22 protein-coding genes are annotated in these 25,237 nt (G+C 33.5%); all 22 read right to left on the bottom strand.

Annotated elements, in window-relative coordinates; translation table 11 throughout:
* Positions 1-4: 4 nt before the first annotated feature.
* Positions 5-475: a glycine/sarcosine/betaine reductase component B subunit gene (locus RCG18_RS07900; RefSeq protein WP_308041981.1), complete on the bottom strand. Its 471-nt coding sequence runs from the start codon at positions 473-475 to the stop codon at positions 5-7.
* 23 nt (positions 476-498) lie between these two features.
* On the bottom strand, positions 499-1,260 hold the full coding sequence (gene prdD / locus RCG18_RS07895; protein ID WP_308040762.1) for a proline reductase cluster protein PrdD: 762 nt from the start codon (positions 1,258-1,260) through the stop codon (positions 499-501).
* Between the two features lie 124 nt (positions 1,261-1,384).
* Entirely contained in the window at positions 1,385-2,110 is a 726-nt protein-coding gene (gene prdB / locus RCG18_RS07890) for a D-proline reductase (dithiol) protein PrdB (RefSeq protein WP_308040761.1), read from the bottom strand.
* Complete coding sequence (locus tag RCG18_RS07885; protein ID WP_308040760.1) at positions 2,110-2,370, bottom strand: CBO2463/CBO2479 domain-containing protein; 261 nt, start codon at positions 2,368-2,370, stop codon at positions 2,110-2,112. The genes prdB (RCG18_RS07890) and RCG18_RS07885 overlap by 1 nt, the downstream gene beginning before the upstream one ends.
* A 9-nt stretch (positions 2,371-2,379) precedes the next feature.
* Entirely contained in the window at positions 2,380-4,494 is a 2,115-nt protein-coding gene (prdA, locus tag RCG18_RS07880) for a D-proline reductase (dithiol) proprotein PrdA (RefSeq protein ID WP_308040759.1), read from the bottom strand.
* Between the two features lie 15 nt (positions 4,495-4,509).
* Entirely contained in the window at positions 4,510-5,808 is a 1,299-nt protein-coding gene (gene prdC, locus RCG18_RS07875; RefSeq protein WP_308040758.1) for a proline reductase-associated electron transfer protein PrdC, read from the bottom strand.
* 362 nt (positions 5,809-6,170) lie between these two features.
* Positions 6,171-7,055 (bottom strand): sulfite exporter TauE/SafE family protein, encoded by an 885-nt coding sequence (locus RCG18_RS07870; RefSeq protein WP_308040757.1) that lies wholly within the window; start codon positions 7,053-7,055, stop codon positions 6,171-6,173.
* 90 nt (positions 7,056-7,145) lie between these two features.
* On the bottom strand, positions 7,146-8,153 hold the full coding sequence (locus RCG18_RS07865; RefSeq protein WP_308040756.1) for a proline racemase: 1,008 nt from the start codon (positions 8,151-8,153) through the stop codon (positions 7,146-7,148).
* A 12-nt stretch (positions 8,154-8,165) separates the two neighbouring features.
* A complete protein-coding gene (locus RCG18_RS07860) occupies positions 8,166-8,636 on the bottom strand; it encodes a glycine/sarcosine/betaine reductase component B subunit (protein ID WP_308040755.1) in 471 nt (156 codons plus the stop codon).
* 23 nt (positions 8,637-8,659) lie between these two features.
* The gene (gene prdD, locus RCG18_RS07855; RefSeq protein ID WP_374119123.1) at positions 8,660-9,403 is read right to left on the bottom strand and encodes a proline reductase cluster protein PrdD; all 744 of its coding nucleotides are present in this window, start codon (positions 9,401-9,403) and stop codon (positions 8,660-8,662) included.
* 79 nt (positions 9,404-9,482) lie between these two features.
* Positions 9,483-10,208, bottom strand: coding sequence for a D-proline reductase (dithiol) protein PrdB (gene prdB, locus RCG18_RS07850; protein ID WP_308040753.1), 726 nt, complete (start codon positions 10,206-10,208; stop codon positions 9,483-9,485).
* Positions 10,208-10,468 carry a CBO2463/CBO2479 domain-containing protein gene (locus tag RCG18_RS07845; protein ID WP_308040752.1) on the bottom strand — a complete coding sequence of 87 codons (261 nt, stop codon included), beginning with the start codon at positions 10,466-10,468 and terminating at the stop codon, positions 10,208-10,210. The genes prdB (RCG18_RS07850) and RCG18_RS07845 overlap by 1 nt, the downstream gene beginning before the upstream one ends.
* Before the next feature lie 9 nt (positions 10,469-10,477).
* On the bottom strand, positions 10,478-12,580 hold the full coding sequence (gene prdA, locus RCG18_RS07840) for a D-proline reductase (dithiol) proprotein PrdA (protein WP_308040751.1): 2,103 nt from the start codon (positions 12,578-12,580) through the stop codon (positions 10,478-10,480).
* Between the two features lie 90 nt (positions 12,581-12,670).
* Entirely contained in the window at positions 12,671-13,129 is a 459-nt protein-coding gene (locus tag RCG18_RS07835) for a sugar transporter (RefSeq protein WP_308040750.1), read from the bottom strand.
* A 14-nt stretch (positions 13,130-13,143) separates the two neighbouring features.
* A complete protein-coding gene (gene prdC, locus RCG18_RS07830; protein ID WP_308040749.1) occupies positions 13,144-14,451 on the bottom strand; it encodes a proline reductase-associated electron transfer protein PrdC in 1,308 nt (435 codons plus the stop codon).
* Between the two features lie 282 nt (positions 14,452-14,733).
* Entirely contained in the window at positions 14,734-15,615 is an 882-nt protein-coding gene (locus RCG18_RS07825) for a sigma-54 dependent transcriptional regulator (RefSeq protein WP_308040748.1), read from the bottom strand.
* A gap of 74 nt (positions 15,616-15,689) precedes the next feature.
* The gene (locus RCG18_RS07820) at positions 15,690-16,484 is read right to left on the bottom strand and encodes a CBS domain-containing protein (RefSeq protein WP_308040747.1); all 795 of its coding nucleotides are present in this window, start codon (positions 16,482-16,484) and stop codon (positions 15,690-15,692) included.
* A gap of 251 nt (positions 16,485-16,735) precedes the next feature.
* The gene (locus RCG18_RS07815) at positions 16,736-18,916 is read right to left on the bottom strand and encodes a hypothetical protein (RefSeq protein WP_308040746.1); all 2,181 of its coding nucleotides are present in this window, start codon (positions 18,914-18,916) and stop codon (positions 16,736-16,738) included.
* Positions 18,917-19,083: 167 nt separating this feature from the next.
* Complete coding sequence (locus RCG18_RS07810) at positions 19,084-20,253, bottom strand: AAA domain-containing protein (protein ID WP_308040745.1); 1,170 nt, start codon at positions 20,251-20,253, stop codon at positions 19,084-19,086.
* Complete coding sequence (locus tag RCG18_RS07805; RefSeq protein ID WP_308040744.1) at positions 20,220-23,165, bottom strand: AAA domain-containing protein; 2,946 nt, start codon at positions 23,163-23,165, stop codon at positions 20,220-20,222. The genes RCG18_RS07810 and RCG18_RS07805 overlap by 34 nt, the downstream gene beginning before the upstream one ends.
* Before the next feature lie 178 nt (positions 23,166-23,343).
* Entirely contained in the window at positions 23,344-23,949 is a 606-nt protein-coding gene (locus RCG18_RS07800) for a DedA family protein (protein WP_308040743.1), read from the bottom strand.
* Between the two features lie 208 nt (positions 23,950-24,157).
* Positions 24,158-25,156: a LacI family DNA-binding transcriptional regulator gene (locus RCG18_RS07795; RefSeq protein ID WP_308040742.1), complete on the bottom strand. Its 999-nt coding sequence runs from the start codon at positions 25,154-25,156 to the stop codon at positions 24,158-24,160.
* Between the last annotated feature and the right edge of the window lie 81 nt (positions 25,157-25,237).

Genomic DNA, 25,237 nt, shown 5'->3' with positions numbered 1-25,237 from the left:
CTCCCTATTTCTCTTTATTTCTCATTTTCAGTTTTAAAAACGCCAATGCTTTTTTAGCATCTAGCTCCACTACATTGTTTTCTCCCACAACTTCAGTTTCGATTCCTTCTGTTGACTTATTGAAGTCTACTATAGTATCCATATACTGATTCGTAACTACAAATTGAGCTTGTGTACCAACAAAGCTCATTCCAACAACAGGAATATCTCTTTTGCCTATTTCCTCTAACGCTGTAGCAAAATCAATATTACTATTACCCCAACCATCTATAGATACAATAGCCCCATCAGCTCTCATTCCTTCTATCCAGGCAGCTGCCCTCTGAGCAACAAAAACCTTATCTTCATTTTCCTGCGGCGTTCCTGCCACTATGATTCCAAGAAGGTCTACATCTCCATCATTGGACACTACATTAAGTAGAGGATCTCTAAAATGATGCGAAGTAGTTTCCTTCGTAGATGGTCCAATACCCATATCCATCACCTCTGATTAACAGATTAGTGCATAGCTCTCAATGCACCATCTCTATACTCATTAGGACTTAATAATATAGGCATATTGCCCATATCAATTATTGACCTGCATCCTAAGAAACCACCTGGCTCTTTTCCCAGAAGCCCTGTATCATACATAGCTCCTTGTCCCGCTACTTGCTTCAAAATAACGACTTTCTTTTTGCCAGGTTTTATTTTGTCAAAATATTCGTACCTTTCGCTGCATAGTCTTCCATTCATTTTCTTTAAATAAAATCTTATTTCTTGTATTATTTTGTCACAAGCTTCATGAGCAGCCATAGGTCCCGGTCTACTTGTTCCTTTGCCTGAGTGTAATGTAATATCTACATGAATTATAATATCATTTTTATCAGGGGTACCTGCCCTTCCAAATACAACCTGATCTTTTAATATACCTTCTGATGAACCAAATTCTGCAACTTGAACTCCATCTTCATCAACTCCTGTTAACATTATCATCACTCCTGTTAAAACATGAGTAATACCTTCACCCATTCTCCCAAGAACTTTTGTAGCTACTGGTGAAAAATCCATTATTGAGTTAACAAATATATTATGGTCGTCTGGATTAACTATGCTTATATTTATATCTTTAATAAGCTTTTCATCTACTGAGGCATTATCTCTTATATCTTTTCTTAGATATAAGATGCCATTTTCAATATATGTTTTTTCGGAAAGTTCAACCCTTTTTATATGAAAAGTCTTTATTGTAAGTCTTCTCATCTCTATTTCTTTTTCCACACATATCACCACATCTTTAATTTAAATATACTTTATATAATTACAAGCCCCACGTATGGGGACTTGTAATTATACTTATATTGCATAGTAACTTTTTCTTATATCCCGAAAAAGCATGCACTAATTAAACTTTTGCTATATATTCGTATGGAAGTGGAACTATTGTTCCTGCTGTTGGTATTTTAATTAATTCTTCTAATGTTTCTTTTACTATTGCTGTTTGCATAGCAGGATCATTTGGAGCTCCTGCATTAGCACCCATTGGAACTCTTGGAGCAACTGCTCTTGGAGTACCTGTTTGTTTAACTACTGGAGGTAACGCTGCTATAACTATAGTAGGTATACCTGCCTCTTCGATTGCTCTCTGCACCAATACTGCAGAGCGGTGGCAAGTTCCTCATCCAGCAGTTAATACAACTGCATCGACCCCTTCGTCTTTTAGTATCTTAGCGATAGCTGGACCAGTTTCGTTTTTGAATTTTTCTTGGTTTCCGCCGCCGCCCATGAATCCTACATGAGTTGGAGCAACTTCTTTTATAAATCCTTCTGCTGCAAGTTCTCTTAATCTATCTATTGGGAACATGCAGTTAACATCTTTATTAACGTCTCCGTTATCGTATCCACCGTGTGATACCATAAGTTCGCCTGATGGAGCATCTCCTGGTATTGTTCTGTAAGTAAAGTCTCCTGCTAAGTTAAATCTCTTATCTGACTTTAAGTGTACTCCTGCTGCTGTAGCTAAAGCTACTTTCATGTCTTTAAGTTCTTTTGTCACAGGAGTCCAAACTGGTGGTGGAGTTATAGGAACAAATATTTCTGATTGTAATCCTTTAACAACTGTTAAATCCATTATATTTTTCCTTCCTTTCTATTTCTTATATCAATATTACTAACATATTTTTCATTGGCCTCTTCTGAAAGAACCTCTAAGAAGCTCATTTTGAAGCCAACTTCCTGACCTACCTTTAACGGATAGTCAGTTATAAGCATCCTCATAGGTACTTTTAAGTAACCTAATCTTCCTTTAAGATCTAATGCTACAGCGCCATCTTGTATTTCAACAATTACGCCTTGCATTTCGATAATCTTATCACCGTATTTTAAATCCATATAAAACGCCTACTTTGTTGAGTATTTTTCTAATCTCTTTTGGCTCATAGGAACAACCGTTTCGTTTTCAACTCTATTAATTGATTTTCCAGCAGTTTTTTCTATTGACTCAAGATTGCTTTCCTTAACATTTGGGTTCCATTTTCTTTCTGAAGCCTTAACTTCTTCTCCAGCCATAGCTGTCTTTAACATTCCTAATGCTCTTACAGCATCTTCTGGACATAAAGTGTTACATGATAGAACTTCGTTTTCTATACCAGCTTCTGACTTGTTGTTATCAACCATATATTTCATGTATGGGTTACCAACAACTAGAGCTCCTTGAACTGCACAGAATGACATACCTACGCAAGGTATTCCTCTCATACCGATTTGCTCAATATGGCTTGCAAAGTCAATGTGGTTGTTTCCGAATCCTTCTGTTGTAACAACTGCTCCATCAACGTCCATAGCTTCTACAGTCATACCTAGTCTTTCTGATACATAGAACTTTTCGCTGTTTATTTGAGGGCTTCCTACAAATATAACTCCGCAAAGGTCTACTTCTGGATCATTCATAGCTTCTATTACTAGTGGCTCTCTCCAGTAGTGTCTTGAACACTCTTTTGATGCAGGTCCTATACAAGTTAATGCGTGGATACCTCCATCTAATACTTCAAGTGGTGATAAAACTACTGGAACGTTTCCTAAGTCAACGTTTGGTTTTCCACCAAGTACTCCAACTGGTTCAACTGGTAGTATTAAGTTATCGTGCATAGCACCTTGACCCATTATTTCCTTAACAACTACAACTTTTTTCTTTCCTGGTCTTCTCTTTTGCTCAAATACTTCTGTTCTTGCTACTAAAGAATCATCTAATTTCTTTAATGCCTCTCTGATTTCTTGAGTAATAAAGTCAGTTGCAGTATGAGCAGCAAGTGGACCTGGTCTTTCCATGTTTGTTCCAGCCGCAATTATAACTTCAGTCTTTATGAATATTTCTCCCTTGTCTGGAGCTCCTGGTCTACCAAATTGGATGTTTTCTTCTAAAATACCTTCTGATGAACCAAATTCACCTATTTGAACTCCATTTTCATCAGTACCTGTAACTACTACTATAACACCATCAATTACTCTAGTGTTTCCTACACCTATTTTGCTGTCTGCTTCTTTAGTAGCTATTGGTTGAACGTCCATTATTGTCTCACTATATGTGTTGTACTTATCTGGAGTTATGATATCAACCTTTATAGACTTAACTAAATTACTTACTTTAACAGCATCATCGGAAACATTTTCTCTTATATAAAGAGTTGTGCCTTCGATTTTTGTTTCTGGTCCAAATTCTACTTTGTCAATTTTGAAGTATTTTCTTGTAAGACTTCTTAAAACTTTCTCTTCAAGCTTAACTTCTTTAGCTGCTGGAACCTCTGCTGTAGCAACAGCTTTTTGAGCCTTTACTGCTAATGGAGCTTGTGGTACAGCTGGTGCTGCTGGAGTTGTTCCTCCAATATTTAAAGGTACTTCGATATCAATACCTTTTCCTTCAGCTATCTTAATTCTAAGAATGCCGCCGGATACACTTGTTGTTGCTTTTGGTGCTTCTGCCATTGTTATTTCCTCCTCATATCCTTCTAACATATCAGGTGTTACAGGAGTTAATGCTGGTGCATCTACTCTTAATGTTGCTCCAATAACTTCTTCTCTTGTTAAAACTGCATCATGTAATGTTAGTAATAATGAATCCTCAAGTTTTTCAAAGTTCATTGGATTTTCTAAATCTTCAACACTAATAGTGTCTCCTGCTTTTTTATTGTATTTTAAAACTGCCTTTTCGCTTCCTTCAGTTAGCTCTTCAGCTGCTGCTTCTGTTTTTTCTTCGGAAGCCATTACACTAGCTCCTTCTACAAGTTCTGGAGTTATAGGTGTAAGTGAGTCTATTGTTTTAAGTAATTTTGCTCCTAAAACCTCACCTATCTTTAAGCAGTTATCTGGTATAGTTAAAAGTCCTGAATCCACCATATCTGGGAATATTCCTGGATCCTCTAAATTGTCTGCTGATATTACTGTTCCTTCTTCAGTTCTACAACATACAACAGCTAACTCGTTTTTAAGCTCCATTGCATGTTCAGCGCTCATTGACATATTGGGTTACCTCCTTTATTCTTCATCTAGTCTTCTTGTTAATGTATGATCAACTGTCCTAAATATGTGGTCTGTATGATGATATACAGGCAGACCAGCTTTTGGTGCACAGTTCATAACGGTATTTGAGCAGTCACTACAGTTAGATATTAATACTCTTTCTGCTCCTTCTTTCTTTAGCTGCAAAACTGCAGCTGTTTGGCCTGGTCATTCTCCAGGTGTCTTACATTTTGCTACACCTTTGTTTTCCACTATGTTTTTACAATTTACAACCGAGACTACATCTGATCCCATCTTGTTAGCTATGTCTCTTAATCTTGCTTCATTTGCTCCACAAGCACATACTAAAAGTCCCATCTTTCCTTTATACTCTGGAAGAGGTATAGTTACAATAGCTCCACCTGAAGTCTTTGTAACTATGGCTTTTTCTAGTTCTTCAGCTTTTCCAGTGTATGGTCCACCTACTACAAGTTCACCATATTCACCTTTAATACCACCAGCTTTTTCTACTAAGCTTTTTATAGATGTTCCAACTGGAACTTGGAAAAATACGTGAGAGTCTTTTCCACTCTTAAGCTTTCCTGCTACAGTTATATCTTTATCTATAACTGGCTTTCTATCTTCAACAGCCCTAGTAATGTTAGCAAGAGTTTCGCCATTCATTACAACACATTTTGCTTCTAGTGGAAGCTGATTTGGTTCAAGCCATTTTCCAAATATACCATTTATTAATGCTCTTTCTTCTCCCATTGGATAAAGGTTTTTTAACTCACTAACCTCTATATCAGTTCTTCCTTTTAATGCATCCTTAAGAGAAGCTACTGCCTTTTTGTTTTTAGCTTTTATTCCTATATAGCCTTTAGGAGCTCCTGTTGCTTTCATTGCATACTCTATGCCTCTAATAACTATTCCTGGATTCTTTTCTAGCAATTCTATGTTATGTCTAAGTACAGGTTCACACTCAACACAATTTGCAATAATATATCCATCTGGAATATTAGCTTTTATTTTAACATGAGTTGGAAATCCTGCTCCACCAGCACCAATTATGCCAGCCTCATATATGCTATCAATTATACTGTCACACTCTTTAATTTTTACATAGTCCTCTGACTGAGTATCATAAGCCTCGATAACGATTTCAGCATCAGTTATATCTGTTACTTTTCCTGATACACTCGTATGAATTTTTGCACCTAAACCTGTTGGTTCCGCAATGCACTCTCCCCTTTTAACTTCCTGACCTACCTTAACAACAGACGCATCAGGCGCACCAATGTGCATCTTAAGGGGAAACTTATATAAAGTTGCCATATGATCCCTCCTACTTTTTTTTACATAATTTTTATAAGCAACTTTTATGCCAATAAAATTAGTTTCTCTTAAATAGCTATAAAATATGCTAATACAATGCTTTGTGAGCTATATGGATTTTTTATAGATGTAAGCAATATATAATTTGTGTAGCTTTTTTGACACATAATATCCAAAAAGTCGTCACTTTATGCTAAGTTTTGCTTATTCTCTAAAAAAATCAGTATATTTTGTCATCTTTATAGTCAAAAAACTGACACTATTAAGCATTCATTTATATTTTGTTTTATCACATAAAATTTATGTAAAAAAATAATGGCTGTACATGGTATTTAAACCACATACAGCCATAAGATTTTTAATTAAACCGAAACATCTACATCTTTTTTCTTTGTTGCCGATCTAAACATCATTATAGAAGTGTAAATAATAACTACTATAACTAACCATGTTAATATCTTTAAAGGAAGTGATTTTACAATATATGCAGCTATAAGAACACCTATAGCTCCAAATATAGTTATAGCCATAGAAGCCTTTCTATCATATGCTCCTTCTTTAACAAATTTAGCTGATGCAACTGGCATTAAGAATGCACAAGATCCCATCATTATTGGGAATGCTACTTTAGGACTCATTCCAAGTGCAAATACTAGTGCCATACATGGAGCATAAAGACCTATTCCTAGTGTCATAAGTGCTCCTAATATGAAGTTAACTATTACTGCTATTATAAGTTTTGCTCCTGTAAGTCCTATAGCTTCTCCGCCTACAGGCATTAATTTCAATTGACTTGCAAGCATTGTCAACGCTACTATTAGTAACGCTATTCCCATTCCAACTTGTACTTTTTTCTCATCAAGTTTTGAAACAATACCGGCACCTATAAATGCTCCTACAGTAGCTGAAATTAACATTGCAAACAAAGTTACTACTTCAACTTTTATAACAGTTATGAATATTAGCGCCTCAACAACAACAGGTATTGTACACGCTACATTAAGAGTACCTGGTATTGTTCTATCTTTGCTAAGCTTAAAGAACTTAAGTAACGCTGTAGTAGGGGCAAAGCTACCAATACCAAGGGTATCTAAAAAGTTTGTTAAAAATCCTACTGCTCCAAGCGCAAGAAAATTTGTCTTTTCGAGGTTTCCCTCTTTCGATGCTTTAGCATAATCTTTAAAGAAAACTATTGCAAAATAAACTGTCAAAGCCAGAAGTAATCCAGATACTACTTTAACCATCATAAGTCCCCTCCATATTTTATAATTATTTTTGTAATACTAATTTATTTTATTTTGATACAAAATATTACTTAATTAGAAATTTTTTTGATATTATTTTAATATAAATCCATGTTTAACAGGGTCTTCAGGATCTATAAAGAATTGGTTGTGTCCTGTTATATACGCTGCTCCAGTTACTTCTGGAATTATCGCATCATAGTCTCCAACCTTAGTTTCTTCTAATACTCTTCCTTTGAACTTAGTTTGAATTATGCTCTCGTATATGAAGTCTTCCTTCATTTTTAATTGACCTTTTGCATATAATGTTGCCATTTTAGCGCTTGTTCCTGTTCCACATGGTGATCTATCAAGCTGTCCTTGGCCAAACACAACTGCATTTTGCATTGTTGCATCTGCACTCTTAGCAGGTCCATATATTTCGCAAAGATCAACAGTTTTTATATGTGGAAGCGTTGGATGTTGTATTTCTATTTGCTCATTTACAGCTTTTATTACATTCATTCCTACTTCTATTAACTTCTGTGCACTTGCTGGGCTTATTTCTAATCCTAGGTTTTCTGCTTTAACTATAGCAAAGAAGCTTCCTCCAAAGGATATATCCATTACTACTTTACCTATTCCTGGTACATCTACTTCTACATCTCTCTTATAAAGGAATGCTGGTACGTTAACTATTGATACTTCTTTAGCTTTTCCATTTTCTACTTTAACGCTTGCCTTAACTAATCCTGCTGGTGCTTCTAAAGTTAAGTTTGTAACTGGCTCAACTGCTGGAACCATTCCTGTTTCTACTGCTACTGTTGCTGCTCCTATTGATCCATGTCCGCACATATTTAAATATCCGCCGCCGTCCATGAATATTATTCCTAAATCAGCTTCTTCTGTTGTTGGCTGAGTTACTATTGAACCAAACATATCATTGTGTCCTCTTGGCTCTAGCATTATAGCTGTTCTTACCCAGTCAAGATGCTCTTCAAGATATGCTTTCTTTTCAGGCATTGTTTTTCCTGGTATATTAGGAACCCCTCCTACTACTATTCTTGTTGGTTCTCCCATTGTATGTGAGTCTACAGCAAATATTGTTCTTTCTGATTTCATTTTCCTACCTCCCTATTTCTCTTTATTTCTCATTTTCAGTTTTAAAAACGCCAATGCTTTTTTAGCATCTAGCTCCACTACATTGTTTTCTCCCACAACTTCAGTTTCGATTCCTTCTTTTGACTTGTTGAAGTCCACTATAGTATCCATATACTGATTTGTAACTACAAATTGAGCCTGTGTACCAACAAAGCTCATTCCAACAACAGGAATATCTCTTTTACCTATTTCCTCTAACGCTGTAGCAAAATCAATATTACTATTACCCCAACCATCTATAGATACAATAGCCCCATCAGCTCTCATTCCTTCTATCCAGGCAGCTGCCCTCTGAGCAACAAAAACCTTATCTTCATTTTCCTGCGGCGTTCCTGCCACTATGATCCCAAGAAGATCTACATCTTCGTCATTGGATACAATTTCAACTAAAGGATCCCTAAAATGATGAATAGTTGTTTCCTTAGTGGATGGTCCGATTCCCACATTTATCACCTCTGATTAACAGATTAGTGCATAGCTCTCAATGCACCATCTCTATACTCATTAGGACTTAATAATATAGGCATATTGCCCATATCAATTATTGACCTACAGCCTAAAAAACCACCTGGCTCTTTTCCCAGAAGCCCTGTATCATACATACACCCTTGTCCTGCTACTTGCTTTAGAATAACAACTTTCTTTTTGCCAGGTTTTATTTTGTCAAAATATTCATACTTTTCATCGCATAGTCTTCCATTTAGTTTTTTTAGAACTTCTCTTATTTCTTGTATTATAACATCACATGCTCTATGAGCTGCCATAGGCCCTGGTCTTCTACTACCCTCTCCATCTTTTAAAATAACATCTACATGTATTATAATATCACTCTCTGAAGGTGTACCTCTTCGACCAAACTTAACTTGTTCCTTTAATATTCCTTCAGAAGATCCAAACTCTGCAACCTGTACTCGCTTTTCGTCAACACCTGTTAACATTACCGTTACTCCTGTTAAAACATGAGTAATTCCTTCGCCTAATTTTCCTAATACCTTTGTAGCTATTGGAGAAAAGTCCATTATTGAATTCACAAATATGTTATGGCTGTCTGGGTATAACATATTTATTTTTAGCTTATAAATTAAATCTTCCTCTTTTATTGCATCTACTGATACATCATTTCTTATATATAATACTCCATCTTTTATATAGGTTTTTTCTGCAAATTCAACCTTTTCAATATGAAAAGTCTTTATTGCCAGACGTCTCATTTCCTTTTCCAAGCAAAACCACCACACTTTTATTTAGTAACCAGAAATCAGCACTAAATGCTGATTTCTGGCTTATAAATTAAACTTTAGCTATATATTCATATGGTAGAGGAACTATTGTTCCTGCTGTAGTTATCTTTGTTAATTCGGTTAACGAATCCTTTACTATACCTGTTTGCATTTCTATATCATGTGGCTTTCCTGCATTAGCACCCATTGGAACTCTTGGAGCAACTGCTCTTGGAGTACCTGTTTGCTTAACTACTGGAGGTAACGCTGCTATTATTATAGTAGGGATACCTGCTTCTTCTATTGCTCTCTGCACCAATACTGCAGAGCGGTGACAGGTTCCTCATCCAGCAGTCATTAAAACTGCATCCACACCCTCATCTTTTAATATTTTTGCAATAGCTGGGCCTGTTTCTTCTCTAAACTTTTGTTGATTTCCACCTCCGCCCATGAATCCTACATGAGTTTCAGCAACTTCTTTTATAAATCCTTCTGCTGCAAGCTCTCTTAATCTATCTATAGGGAACATAGAGTTAATATCTTTATTAACGTCTCCATTATCGTATCCGCCATGTGATACCATAAGCTCTCCTGATGCTGTATCGCCTGGTACTGTTCTAAAGGTAAAATCTCCTGCTAGGTTAAATCTTTTGTCTGACTTTAAATGTACCCCTGCTGCCGTAGCCAATGCTATTTTCATATCTTTAAGCTCTTTTGTCACAGGAGTCCAAACTGGTGGTGGAGTTATAGGAACAAATATTTCTGACTGTAACCCCTTAACAACTGTTAGGCTCATTATAAATTACCTTCCTTTCTATTTCTTATATCAATATTACTAATATATTTTTCATTGGCCTCTTCTGAAAGAACCTCTAAGAAGCTCATTTTGAAGCCAACTTCCTGACCTACCTTTAACGGATAGTCAGTTATAAGCATCCTCATAGGTACTTTTAAGTAACCTAATCTTCCTTTAAGATCTAATGCTACGCATCCATCATGTATTTCAACGATAATGCCTTGCATTTCGATAATCTTATCACCATATTTTAAATCCATATAAAACGCCTACTTTGTTGAGTATTTTTCTAGTCTCTTTTGGCTCATAGGAATAGCTGTTTCATTTTCAACTCTTTCAATTGACTTTCCAGAAATTTTTTCTAATGCTTCAATGTTACTTTCCTTAACGTTTGGATTCCATTTTCTTTCTGAAGCCTTAACTTCTTCTCCAGCCATAGCTGACTTTAACATTCCTAATGCTCTTACAGCATCTTCTGGACATAAAGTGTTGCATGATAGAACTTCGTTTTCTATACCAGCTTCTGACTTGTTGTTATCAACCATATATTTCATGTATGGGTTACCAACAACTAGAGCTCCTTGAACTGCACAGAATGACATACCTACGCAAGGTATTCCTCTCATACCGATTTGCTCAATATGGCTTGCAAAGTCAATGTGGTTGTTTCCGAATCCTTCTGTTGTAACAACTGCTCCATCAACGTCCATAGCTTCTACAGTCATACCTAGTCTTTCTGATACATAGAACTTTTCGCTGTTTATTTGAGGGCTTCCTACAAATATAACTCCGCAAAGGTCTACTTCTGGATCATTCATAGCTTCTATTACTAGTGGCTCTCTCCAGTAGTGTCTTGAACACTCTTTTGATGCAGGTCCTATACAAGTTAATGCGTGGATACCTCCATCTAATACTTCAAGTGGTGATAAAACTACTGGAACGTTTCCTAAGTCAACGTTTGGTTTTCCACCAAGTACTCCAACTGGTTCAACTGGTAGTATTAAGTTATCGTGCATAGCACCTTGACCCATTATTTCTTTACATATTACAACTTTTTTCTTTCCTGGTCTTCTCTTTTGCTCAAACACTTGTGTGCTTGTAACTAGAGAATCATCAAGTTTCTTTAACGCATCTCTGATTTCTTGAGTAATAAAATCAGTTGCAGTGTGAGCAGCAAGTGGACCTGGTCTTTCCATGTTTGTTCCAGCTGCAATTATAACTTCAGTCTTTATAAATATTTCTCCTTTGTCTGGAGCTCCTGGTCTACCAAATTGGATGTTTTCTTCTAAAATACCTTCTGATGAACCAAATTCACCTATTTGAACTCCATTTTCATCAGTACCTGTAACTACTACTATAACACCATCAATTACTCTAGTAGTTCCTGAACCTAGTTTGCTGTCTGATTCTTTTGTTGCTATTGGTTGAACATCCATTATTGTTTCACTATATGTGTTGTACTTATCTGGAGTTATGATATCAATCTTTATAGATTTAACTAAATCCCTTACTTTTACAGCATCATCGCAAACATTTTCTCTTATATAAAGAGTTGTGCCTTCAATTTTTGTTTCTGGTCCAAATTCTACTTTGTCAATTTTGAAGTATTTTCTTGTAAGAGTTCTTAAAACTTTTTCTTCTAATTTAACCTCTTTAACTACTGGAACTGCAGCGGTTTCAGCTTTAACGGATTTTGCACCCTTCACAACTACTGGTTGCTGCATAGGTGCAGCTACAGGAGCTACCCCCAAATTTAGAGGTACTTCAATGTCAATTCCCTTTCCTTCGGAAATTTTGATTTTTAGCATTCCACCGCTTACACTTGTTGTTGGTTTTGGTATCTCTGCCATGTCTACTTCCTCCTTATATCCTTCTAACATATCAGGAACTATAGGAGTTAAAGCTGGCGTATCTTCTTTTAGAACTGCTCCAATGACTTCTTCTCTTGTAAGTACTCTTTTATCTAGCTTTATCAGCAAAGAATCCTCAAGCTTTTCAAAATTCATTGGGTTTTCCAAATCTGAAACTCCTATAATGTCTCCCGACTTTTTGTTATATTTTAAAACTGCCTTTTCTCCTGCTTTAGTTAACTCCTCTTTCTTTTCTTTGCTATCATCAGTGTTATAGCCTTCCATAATTTCTGGAGTTAGCGGAGTAAGAGAATCGATAGTTTTAATTAACTTTGCTCCTATTACTTGTCCTATCTTTAAACAGTTATCTGGTATAGTTAAAAGTCCTGAATCTACCATATCCGGAAATATGCCTGGGTCTTCCAAATTTGCAGCGGAAATTATTGTTCCTTCCTCTGTCCTACAGCATACAACAGCAGACTCATCTTTTAATTGTTCTGCATGTTCAACGCTCATCGACATAGTTATCCCCTCCTTATTTTTTTATCAAAGTTCTTATTTTTTGCTGTTAGAGTTTTACATTATTTGTATGTGAATCTTCTTATATAAGCTTTAACCTGCATAAAAAGGAATCTCGATGTCTATTCCCTTACCTTCTTCTATTTTTATTGTTAAAGTTCCTCCAACTATTGTAACTGAAGAAGCACCATCTGCTACTATGTGTTCAATACCGTCATTACAGCTATCCTCTTCATCACAGCATTCTATATATTCTTTTTGCTCTACAGATTCTTCTTTCTTTTCTTCGCTACTATTAGTCTTATAGCCTTCTATAATTTCTGGAGTTAACGGAGTAAGAGAATCGATAGTTTTAGTTAACTTTGCTCCTATTACCTGTCCTATTTTTAAACAGTTATCTGGCATAGTTAAAAGCCCTGAATCTACCATATCCGGAAATATAGCCGGATCCTCTAAATTCGCAGCGGAAATTATTATTCCTTCTTCTGTTCTACAGCACACTACAGCAAATTCATTTTTAAGCTGTTCTGCGTGTTCATCACTCATTGACATAGTAAAAAACCTCCTTAATTTTCTTCCTCTAACGGAAGTCTTCTTGTTAGTGGATAATCTACTGTTCTAAATACATGATCTGTATGATGATATACTGGCAATCCTACCTTAGGCGCACAACACATTACGGTATTTGAACAATCGCTGCAGTTGGATATTAAAACTCTTTTTGCCCCCTGCTGCTTTAAATACATAATACCAGCTACTTGTCCTGGACAATCTCCTGGAGTCTTGCATTTATTAGCTCCTTTAATTTCTTCAACATTTTTACACTTAGTAACTCCTACTACTTCTGAGTTCATCTTTGCAGCTATATCTCTAAGTCTGTCTTCGTTTGCCCCACAAGCGCATACAAGTAACCCTAAAGGTCCTTTATATTCAGGAAGAGGAATAGTTACAATAGCTCCTCCAGATATCTTTGTAACAGTAGCCTTTTCTACATCTTCTGACTTTCCTGTATATGGTCCGCCTATTACAAGCTCACCATACTCTCCATCAATGCCTCCACACTTTTCTATAAGACTCTTTATACTACTTCCCACGGGTACATCAAAGAATACCTTTGGTTCTTTTCCTGATCTAAGCTTTCCTATTACGGTTATATCTTTGTCTATTACTGGCTTTCTTTCCTCAACAGCCATAGTTATATTTGCTAAGGTTTCTCCATTCAAAACTACGCACTTAGCATCAAGTGGTAATTGTGTAGGTGCTAACCATACTCCAAATATCTCATTTATAATAGCTCTTTCTTCTCCCATTGGATACATGTCTCTTAACTTCTTAATTTCTATTGAACTGTCACCATTTAAGTATTTTTCCAATGATGCTATAGCTTCTGGATGCTTGGCTTTTATAGCTATGTATGCTTTTTTAGCACCAGTAGCTTGCATAGCATATCTTATACCTTTAACTACTAGCTCTGGCTCTTCTTCTATTCTCTTTATATTGTGATGAAGTACAGGTTCACACTCGACACAATTAGCCACAATATATCCATCAGGTATTTGTGCTTTTAATTTGATATGAGTTGGGAATCCTGCTCCTCCAGCTCCGACGATTCCAGCTTCGTATACTGAATCTACGATGCTTTCACACTGTTTTATTTTTACATAATCTTCTGACTGAGCTTCATCAGCTTGTATAACGATTTCATTAGCTGTGATCTTAGATACTATCCCAAAAATACTACTGTGAATCTTTGATCCTAATCCATTTGGCTCTGCAATGCATTCCCCTCTTTTAACCAGCTGACCTTCTTTAACTACAGGAACATCCGGTGCACCTACATGCATTTTGAGAGGGAAATAATAATAAACTCCCATGTCATCCCTCCTAGTAATTTATATTTCATAATTAATAGCCAGCATATTCCATGCCAATTATATGCATATTGTTTAAAATTTTTATAAGTATTACAAATACTGTATTTGGTTGCTATAATCAAATTTTATATTGTTTATTCGTAATTTAATTTTTCAAAATATTGACACAATTTTTACTGTAATTTATTTACAGATAACTCTATTAGTTGGTTAGGGATGAAAAAACAGTCATGTCCAAAAATGGACATGACTGTCAAAAATTTAAAAACTTAGATATATAATTTATTCTATATTATACTTTCCTAATTTATAATATAGAGTACTTCTTTTAATATTTAATATTTTAGCAGCTTGTTGCTTATTTCCATTAACCATACTCATTACATCTTTAATAGTTCTTCTTTCAACATTTTCAATAATTCTTTCAAGATCATGTTGGTTTTCTCCTATATCTTCGCTATCAGATGCACTTTCTAAAATATATTCCGGAATGGATTCTATAGTTATTTTACCATCATTAGATAAAACAACCATCCTTTGAATTACATTTTTTAGTTCTCGTATATTACCATCCCATTTATAATTAGCTAGTATTTTGTACACTTTTTCATCTATATCGTTTATTTTAATATCTTCCTGCTTTGATACTTGTTCTAAAAATAGATTGCACAAATCCTTTATATCTTCTTTCCTATCTCTAAGGTCCGGGAGATGAATTTGAACTACTGCCAGCCTATAAAATAAGTCTTCTCTAAATTTATCTTCAGATATTAGTTTTTTTAAATCTCTATTAGTTGCTGCTATTATTCTAGTATCTGTGGTTACAGGTTTTTCACTTCCAAGTCTATATATAATCCCGTCCTGTAAAACTCTCAAAATTTTCGCCTGCATTTCCAATGGCATGTCTCCTATTTCATCAAGAAATAAGGTTCCTCCATTGGCAAATTCGAATTTACCTATCTTTCCTTTTTTTATAGCTCCAGTAAATGCACCTTCCACATATCCAAAAAGTTCGCTTTCAAACAAACTCTCAGGTATTGCACTACAGTTAATTGCTACAAAGTTGCCAGTTCTGCCACTAGCCTCGTGAATAGATTTAGCAAAAACTTCTTTGCCAGTGCCACTTTTACCTGTGATAAGAACACTCGTTGATGTTGATGCCACCTTTTCTGCAATAGCAATAGCTTCTATTATTTTCTTATTTTTTCCGATAATAGATGGAAAATTATATTTAGATGCTATTTCTTTTTGTATGCATGTTCTAAAAACTCTACCTTTTTCTTCTCATATTCAAGCTGCTTTGTTAAATTTTCGGCATCAGTGATATCTCTATCTGTCGATACCACTGCAATCAAATTACCCTTCGAATTATATAGCGGGACAGCACTTAATGCCACTAATTTTCCTTCGACCGGCTCATGACACACGTTATCTACTCTTTTCCCTGTTTTTAGTACTTGTATACTCAATGCATTCGGAAAAAAGTCCTCCAAGTTTCTATCTATTATATTCTCAATAGCTACTCCATAGAGCTTTTCCGAACTCTTATTCCAGTATCTTACTGTCCCATTTTCATCGCATATACATACAGCTTCATGTAAGTTATCAAACACATTGTTTTGAAGGTTAAATAATTCATCCATCTTTAGGTAAAATGTATCTCTAATATTATTACTAGTTACAATTCCTATTACTTTTTCGTCTTCTACTACAGGGAGCCTACCTATTCTATTAGCTAGCATAATGTCTCTAGCTTCCCTTGCAGATGCGTCTAGATCAATGGTTATTACATTCTTATATGCAAACTCCATGATAGGTGAATCAAAGGATATATTTTTCTTTTTAATTTTAGCCATATCATTCATAGTAAAAATCCCACGTAACTTATGGTCTTCATCGGTAATGACAACCTCTTCTTTATATCCTTCTATCATCATATACAGCGCATCTTTTATGCTTGTATCCACAGTAGCTCTTATAAAGTCTTTTGCCATTATATCCTTAACTCTATATATTAATTCAGATATGCCCACTTCTTCACCTACTTTTTACTTTTATCCGATGACTACCCGCTCTAATACTCCTACCTTTTTTCAAGTTAGGAGTAAAGAGCGGCTACGTCCCTGGATTCGCTCAACTAAACTTCAGATGGGTTAAATGCCTAAATGGCATTTAACGGGCAAAGCCCCGGAGTCGTATGCACCTCCACCTGAAGTAAGTTTCACTTTATGATTTAATTATAGTAATAATTATTATATAATACAATGAAAATTTTATCCTGTAACTAAGGTATCTGATCGTTCAAATTAGTTTCTATTTCGAGCTTTTCATTATTATAAATGTGTCTTAATATATGTTTAATGTTTATGCTTTCATTATCCATATATATATTAGCATGATATTTTGAATAAAGCTCAAAAATTTTTCCAACTTTAATTAAAATCTCATCTAGTAGAGCTAACTCCCTATCATTTAGCTCTAAGTAAGTTTTTTTAAATTCTAATTCCACCACTTCCATAAACTCATTTATGCTTATACTTCTTGAACTAAAATTACTTTTTTCCCTTGCAATTATAACTAAGTCATAATTCATTTTATCTCTTCTATTGTCTATAAGCCCTGCTCGCAGCTCTGTATGAATTGGGTAGGTTTTTTCTACTAAGAAACCTGATTCAATTAAGGCTTCCATTAATACTTGCCACCCTTCTGCGGTGCTATTATTGTAAGTAAGTATTAATGGAGATTCATCTTTCAGTACTCTTCCTATTTCCTTAAAACACTTAGTTAATTTGAATTGAAATTGTTGCATTGTTATTCCTCTTATATCATTTACAGTAACCTCATTATTAAACAGAATATGCTCTTGATCGAAAAAACTATATTTATTCTTTAATATCATTCTATCCCAAACGTAAAAAAACTCGCTTATTTCGCTATAGTTTATGGCAGAATAGTATGGTGGGTCTGTGATTACAGCATCTACAGATTTGTCTGGTAAAAAAGATAAATCATCTGCACTGCCACACTCTAGCATAGTGTTTTTATCAGAATTTATCAATTCTTGGAAATTATCAGTAAATTTCGAATAAAATTTTTCATCTTCTAATATTACATTCTTATTCTTTCCATTTATACTTTCTCTTTCATAAGGGCAATAATTGAACTCCTTACTTTGAATAAATGATCTAAAATATTTTACAAAGCTACCTCTTCCAAGTTTTGTCCCCCATATATTATTTTCTACGGGATTCATTACTGGGGCCATGTGATGATCACCAAATAATGGTTCTACTTTTCCGCACTGCGAATTATATATGCAGAACATATTATTGGCATTTATTGTGTTTGAAAATACACATGAAAATAATTCCTTAATTTTTTCATCTTCAATTTTATCTATTTCTTCTATAAGTCTAGATAAATAATAAAGCTGTCTATAATTAAACATCTGATTCCAGTAATTATAATTGTGATTTCTAATTTGCTTCGTATTATACCCATCTGGTATTGAAATATCGGGAATAAATCTTCCTATCCTATAGCTTAAACTTTTATATTTCATTTTAACATTTCTATATTTACTCAAATCATTCTTATCTGGTATTTTAAAACCTTTCTCCCCTGTTTTAGGGTCATAGTATTGAATTGCATAGATCTCTGCTGAGAGTGGGTCTTTTCTTTTTTTCATTATATCCTTCATTAAGTTCCACTTTTCACCACAATTATCACATATAAAGTTTCTCCCTTTATAAACACCTGTATCCTTATCAAATTTATAACTACACTCTTTACATATTAGAATTTTTTCATTTCCTCTTACTATTTTTCCGCACTTAGGGCATATATTATAGTTATGAAAATTTTTTTTAATTAACTTTGTAATAGAATATGATGGAAACAACTTAATGTATCTACCACATTTAGGACACTTAACCTTCTTTATCCAAAGTACATACATTATATCAACTTTTCGATTTTTATTTTCATTATAATCGTATATTTCGGTGGTGTATTCCTCTTTTATTTCATTACCTATCCTATCTTCTATTTTTGTAAATTCAAGCTGCAGCTTCTTTATCATTTCTTGTCTACAACCATCCTTACCTAGTTCCGGTATTTGAAGTTCGTTTTTTGTTATGAACCAAGCAACTGGATTAACATCTATACCTATAGCTTTTCCACCAAGTCTAAGAGTATTTACTAGTGTAACTCCACCCCCCATAAATGGATCCAGTATTACCTTTCCTTCTAGTAGTTTTGAATTATTGCTATAATATATATTGTGAAAATCCTTCACTTTCTCTTTGTCTAATTCTAATGATAAAAGAATACTTCGAAATATAGCATCTGTTTTTCTGCCAAACCACTTATGTATTTGATATATGGGTTTTCTACTATTTGCTTCTTTTTTAGATATTTTTGATATAAATTCTATGGGAATATTATTATCTATAGACTTTATCATATTTAATCACCCTTATATAAAATAATAAAATACATTGAAATGACATATTGCTTTTCATGCAGAAGCATGTCTGCATAAAAAGCAATGTTATACATTAACATATTATTTCGTAATATATTCCGCCTATCTTTAATTATAAATGTACTAGGCATTATTTTAAATATAATTTATACGACTTTTAATTGTTCTGCTATTAAATTTTTATTTTTATATTGTTCCATATCATTATTCTTTAACTTTTGCCATAGCCTATCCATAGTCTTTTCGGGATTATAGTAAAACTCACTAGGTCTTATCCTTAAGAATGTCCACCCTATTCTTTCTAATCCTATCTGTACTTCTAATCTCTCCTCCCAGTCATAATTTTCGCTGAGCATCTCTCCCTCACATATAATTGCTATTTTATTTGTTGAACCTTCTACCACAAAATCTATTTTATATCTTCCTATTTTAACTTGAGGAACTAATTTAATTCCTTCATCACTAATCATATTATACACATCTTTTTGAAATCTCGATTGAAAGGCATAATTAATATTTGTGTTGTTGCAATTAATTTTATCATAGTTTAAGCAATAATTTAAAAGAGAATATCTAATGCATTCTGGATTAAGCTCCTCTAAATCTATTGAATAAATCAGCCACATCTGATTTCTAGCCCTGCTCGCTGCTACATTAAACCTTCTAACATCTGATTCCTTGGTCAGAGATGTAAATTTTACATTATTTGAAATAACCATTGATAAAAACATTATGTCTCTTTCATCACCTTGGAAAGAGTAAGCATCTCCACATATTAGTTTTCTTTTTATCATCTCCTCTTCGCCTATTTTTTCTCTTATCATACTTTCAATTAGTTCGCCTTGAGATTCTCCAAGGAGAGATATAGCTCCCATTGTCATTCCTGTATATCGCCTATCTCTGCAACATTCCGCTACTTTATTTGCAATAAACTCTGCCTCTGGAATATTAATTGGCTTGTTTTGTTCTCTGTATCCGCTATCAATCTTTACTGGCACCACAGGAGGATAGAAAGCCTCATAGGACTTAAGATACCTCAAAGGCTTCATATCTCCAGCATAACAATTATCATTGCTAAACTTAATTATTTCTGGAACACATCTAAAATGTTCTCTAAGCATTAATCTATTAGGAAAAACTCTTAGTGCAGTATCGTAAAGACTGGTCTGAAGATCAAACCATTCGTTTTGAGGTATATCTCTTAAATGTTTATTAATTAGCTCATGTATAAATCCCTGATCTATTCCTATGACTTCCGGGCTTATCTGTTTATCATCTCCTACTATAATAGCTTTTTTGCCCTCATTAATGCACATATTGAAAATATATCACTTTGACTGCTTTCATCAAATATAATTACGTCAAATAAGTCTCTTGATAACTTTATATTTTCAATTACTCTGTTTAAAGGCATAATCCATACTGGAATTATTGTTTTACACTTCTCCATCTCATCTTGCGCTATTCTTCTATAGTTCGAAGCCATTTTCCCAGTACCTTTGCCGATTCTCTTTACCGCTTGCATCCATGCAAATAGACTTCTCTTTTCGCTTTCTGTAGTTTTTAATATTTGATTATACCAAGTTCTTTTTGCTACTAGTTCTTTTATCAACATTCTTTCTCTTCTTTTTTCCTCAGATATAGCTTCTTCAATAGAATCTATATTTAATTTATGAATATCTTTTAATAAAGAACTCCACTCCGCCCATTTCCATGCGCTAGACCAATTTTTAAAGAGTGTTCCAGCATTTCCCCACTGATTAAGTATCTTTTGGGCTGTATTCGGACAGACTTCTTTTAATTTCCCTATAAGATTATCAAGCTCTATAAACTTACTTTTTATAATTTTAAAATTTTCGATTTCCTTTAACCCATCATTAATCTTAGCTAAATTCATCTCTTCAACAGCATCGTATAATTGCTCTAACTTTCCTGTAGTCAAAATAAGCTTTTTCAAAACATCAATATATGCTTTTAGATTATTATACTCATCTATTTTCTTTATACATTCAACAGCTTCGATTAAGTAGTTATAAGTTTCTTTTTTATACCAATCTATATTTATTGATATAGAAATTTTCCCTAATGCTGATATTACTTCTTTTTTATAATTTTTATCCCACTGAACAATGCTATTCAAATGTTTTATATGCTGTTCTATTTTAATCATTTGAAGATTATTCTTATGGACTTCTGATATTTCACTTTCATATTCCTTAATCGTATTATTCCAAAGTGTTGTTAGATCTCTAACTATAAGTCTTTCTTGAATATACAGTTTTAATATAAAAGCTTGATCTAAGGTCTCTAGCGGTTGGTAATCTACTATACATTCATTAATTATATAATTAAATTCGGGATGGATAATTCTAAAAAGCTTACTTATCTTTTTCTTTGAATTTATATTTTCATATATAATATCGAAATCTTTATTAAGTTTATCTATATCAACCTTATCAGGTAATTCCACACTATGATTTCTTAGTTCATTTCTTATCTTTCCCAAAACTAGCATATACTCATTGGATTTATGCCATAAATCAATCATAGAATCATGCACTATTTTGCTTTCATAATATTTTTCAAATATATTGCTAAATATGCTATTTTCTAGCTCGCACATTGATTTTTTACATTGTGTTAACAACTGTAATAATTTATCATAGTTACATCTGCCTTTATCAGGTATACGCCAATCCTTTACATATTTTATACAATTCTTATATTCGTTACTTAATTCTTTAAACCTAATTATTTTTTGACATATTTCTTTACTTTTAGGTAGCTTATCTACCATGGCCTTTAATGTATCAAAGTTATTTTTTTCATCTTTACTAATTCTGCTTAATAAAAAAGTTAGTCTTTCAAACTCTACTTCTGATATAGGCATTTTTTTTTCAAAGCTAACTTTATCTTCTATCCAAGAGCATTTTTCTTTGTTTCTTTTAACCCAAGCTGCAATATCTACAATCTTATATTTTTCATTGTTATAATTTATAACTTCATTTTCTATACGTTGAATTTCTTTAAACTGGTCATACAGAAGCTTTTGATTTTTTTTACATTTGTCTAAGTCTAACTTTAAGTCTTGGATTTCTTCATATAAATTTTTAGGATTTACAGAAAGATTATCAGATATTTTTTTTACTGATTCATTGAGCTTTTTTAATGAAGCAATATCATTCCCTAAAACACTCATGCATAAAGGCTGAACCTGTTCAGGTATCTTATCTGCTAGAACCTTTAACGCTCTATCTGTTTGGCTAGTTACGAGCACTCTCTTTCCATGAGCTAATAAATGGCATATTAGATTTGCTATTGTATGACTTTTTCCTGTTCCTGGAGGGCCTTGTACTACTACACCATAATTTTCACATATTCTTTTCACTACCTCTCTTTGTTCTGAATTAGATGGTAATGGAAATAGAACATCTTTATGCACTTCACTCCACTCCGTTAAATCTTCTTTGCTTTGTTCTATTTTCTCATCGTTGACTAATGATTTAATAGTTTCAGGTATTGGTTGTCCATCATTCACCTCTTTTATAATATTATTAAGTTCCAGTTGCCATAATCTCATATTGTTTTTTCTAATCATAATTATAGGTATATTATAAATTACAGGATCACTTGTAAACGCTACCTTATCTATTGGAACCCTTAGCTTTTCAAATCTTCCATTAGGACTTAAGTATGATGCTATTTCTGTCAATATACCTTCTATTTCATTCATATTTCGCGGGTCAAAATTTACATCTTTTAACTTTCTTTCTATATCAAGTATACTGTATGAATTAGGTATATCTATTCCATCGAATATATTAGCTTCCATAATTGTTTTATTATCTGGAATCAAACTAAAGATATTGCTGTTAGCATTAAAATCTAGTTTCATTCTTGTTGTTAGAACAGGATGTATTATTTTCTCATCGTTAAAATTCCAAGCTATGAGTCCATGTCCCCACACAATCTCTACACTTTCTCCTTTTTTCTGAAACTCAAGAAAAAGTTTAAAAAATTGTTCATATATACTTTTACACTTTTTACTTATTTCAAGCCACCAGTCTTTGTCATTACTTTTATTTATGCTACATCCAACAGTTTTGCAAAGATCTTCTTCCCAGTATATCTTTTCATAGTCCCAAACATTCCTTATTATTTTCTCATTTAAATTTTTTACATTTAATAGATAAGAAAATAACTGTATTACTTTGTCTTTGTAGTTCATTATTTTCCCTCCCGTAATATTAACCTATAAGCATATTTATCTCTTTGTAAAATTATACCATTTATAGCAATGTTATTCAAAATTTTCGTTAAACATATTTCAAACCTAACTGACAGCTTTTTTAGACTTATTTCTAAAAAAAGAGCTCAATGAACTATAAAAGTTCATTAAGCTCTTTTTATTCAGTAGCATTTTTAAATTTTCCTACACCTATATATATTATGTATCCAACTATACCAATTGCTACAACTATGTCTGCAACGTGGAACCATGGACGTATGGCAACCCAATTCTCTCCCATTTTATATCCAGCATATCCAAGAACTATACTCCATATTAGGGACCCTAAAAATGTGTATATAGTAAACTTCTTAAAGTCCATCTTACTTATACCTGCTGGTAAAGATATAAAAGTTCTTATTATAGGTAATAATCTAGAATAAAAAACAATTTTTTCACCATATTTGTTGAAATATTCATCACTTTTCTCTATTTTAGATTTAGATATCCTTAATTTATCTGCATATTTTTCAACTAATGGTCTTCCACCATATTTCCCCAAGTAGTATGCTCCAATTGATCCTACAGTCCCTCCTAAAGTTCCCATCATTATCATCCAGAATAAATTTAGCCTTCCAGTATAACTTAGATAACCTCCAAAAGGAAGGATGGCTTCGCTTGGTATTGGAATACATGCACTTTCTAATGCCATTCCCCAAAATGTTCCCCAATACCCTAACTTATCAAGAACTAAAATAACTACATTTATTAAACTTTCTATCATATATAACTTCCCTTCTTAAGGCACATGAAAATATACTACCCTACTGGCTTGTCATTTGTTTTAATGTGCCTAACTTTAACATATTAAAATCTATATTAAACACCAATAACTTTCTAAATTAGTTATAACTTTACTCAATTATTAACCGTAAGATTATTTTCACAAATAACCTTACGGTTAAATTATACTTCTCAAATAAAATATTTTGTTATTTTTTACATGAGTTTCTTTCTACTAATTCATGATTTAAAACATAATTTTTAAGTTCTAACTCTTGCTTATTTATGATTTTTATAAGCATTCTCATACCTACTGAACCCATATCATACATAGGTTGAGCTATAGTTGTAAGTTTTGGATAGAAAACAGAAGCTGAGTAAATATTATCAAAACCTATAACATCTACTTCTTCAGGAACTTTTACATCCTTATCTCTCAACGCATTTATTGCGCCCATTGCAATTTCATCACTAGCACAAAATACAGCGTCTAAACTCTGGCTTTGAAGGATGTTATTCATACCTTCATATCCATCTTGTGCTTTTAATCCTCCAAAATATACAATATTCTCATTTAACTCAATATTATTTTGCTCTAAAGCTTTCTTGTATCCTATATACCTTAAGGCACTAGCATGCTCTGCATCTTCATGAGTTCCTATATAGGCTATCCTTTTGTTGCCCTTTCTAATTAGATAATCTACTCCATCAAAGGCGGCTTTTTCATTATCAATAGTTACGCTTGGAATATCCCCTTCTCTACTTGTAGTTTCAACTAAAACCATTGAAAGTTGTAGTTGATTTATAAGTTCTAAAATATTCGGTTCAAGGGAAGTACTCATATATAGAACTCCGTCTACCATCTTTTCCTTCATTACTCTTAGATACTCTATTTCTTTTTCTGGATCTAAATCTGTATTACATAGCATTATATTATAGTTATATATATTAGCTACATCTTCTGCCCCTCTCACTATTTCAGGGTAAAACTGACTTGATATATCTGGTATTATTATACCTATTGTTCTTGTTCTCTGAGTCTTTAGACTCCTAGCTACTATATTGGGTCTATACCCTAACTTATTTATAGCTTCTAAAACCTTTTTTTTAGTTTCTTCATTTACCACATCTACATCATTTAGTACTCTTGAGACTGTAGCGATTGATACGCCTGCTTCTTTTGCTACATCCTTAATTGATGCTGCCATTTTATCAACTCCCGATATATTTTCTTTTAAATATTATACTTATAAAACGTTTTTATTACAAGTTAGTTTGTGTTAATTGTA

The sequence above is a fragment of the Clostridium sp. OS1-26 genome, from assembly GCF_030915445.1.
Lineage (GTDB): Bacteria > Bacillota > Clostridia > Clostridiales > Clostridiaceae > Clostridium_AM.
The sequence above is the reverse complement of the archived record's forward strand: the minus strand, read 5'-3'. Positions and strand labels throughout refer to the sequence as shown.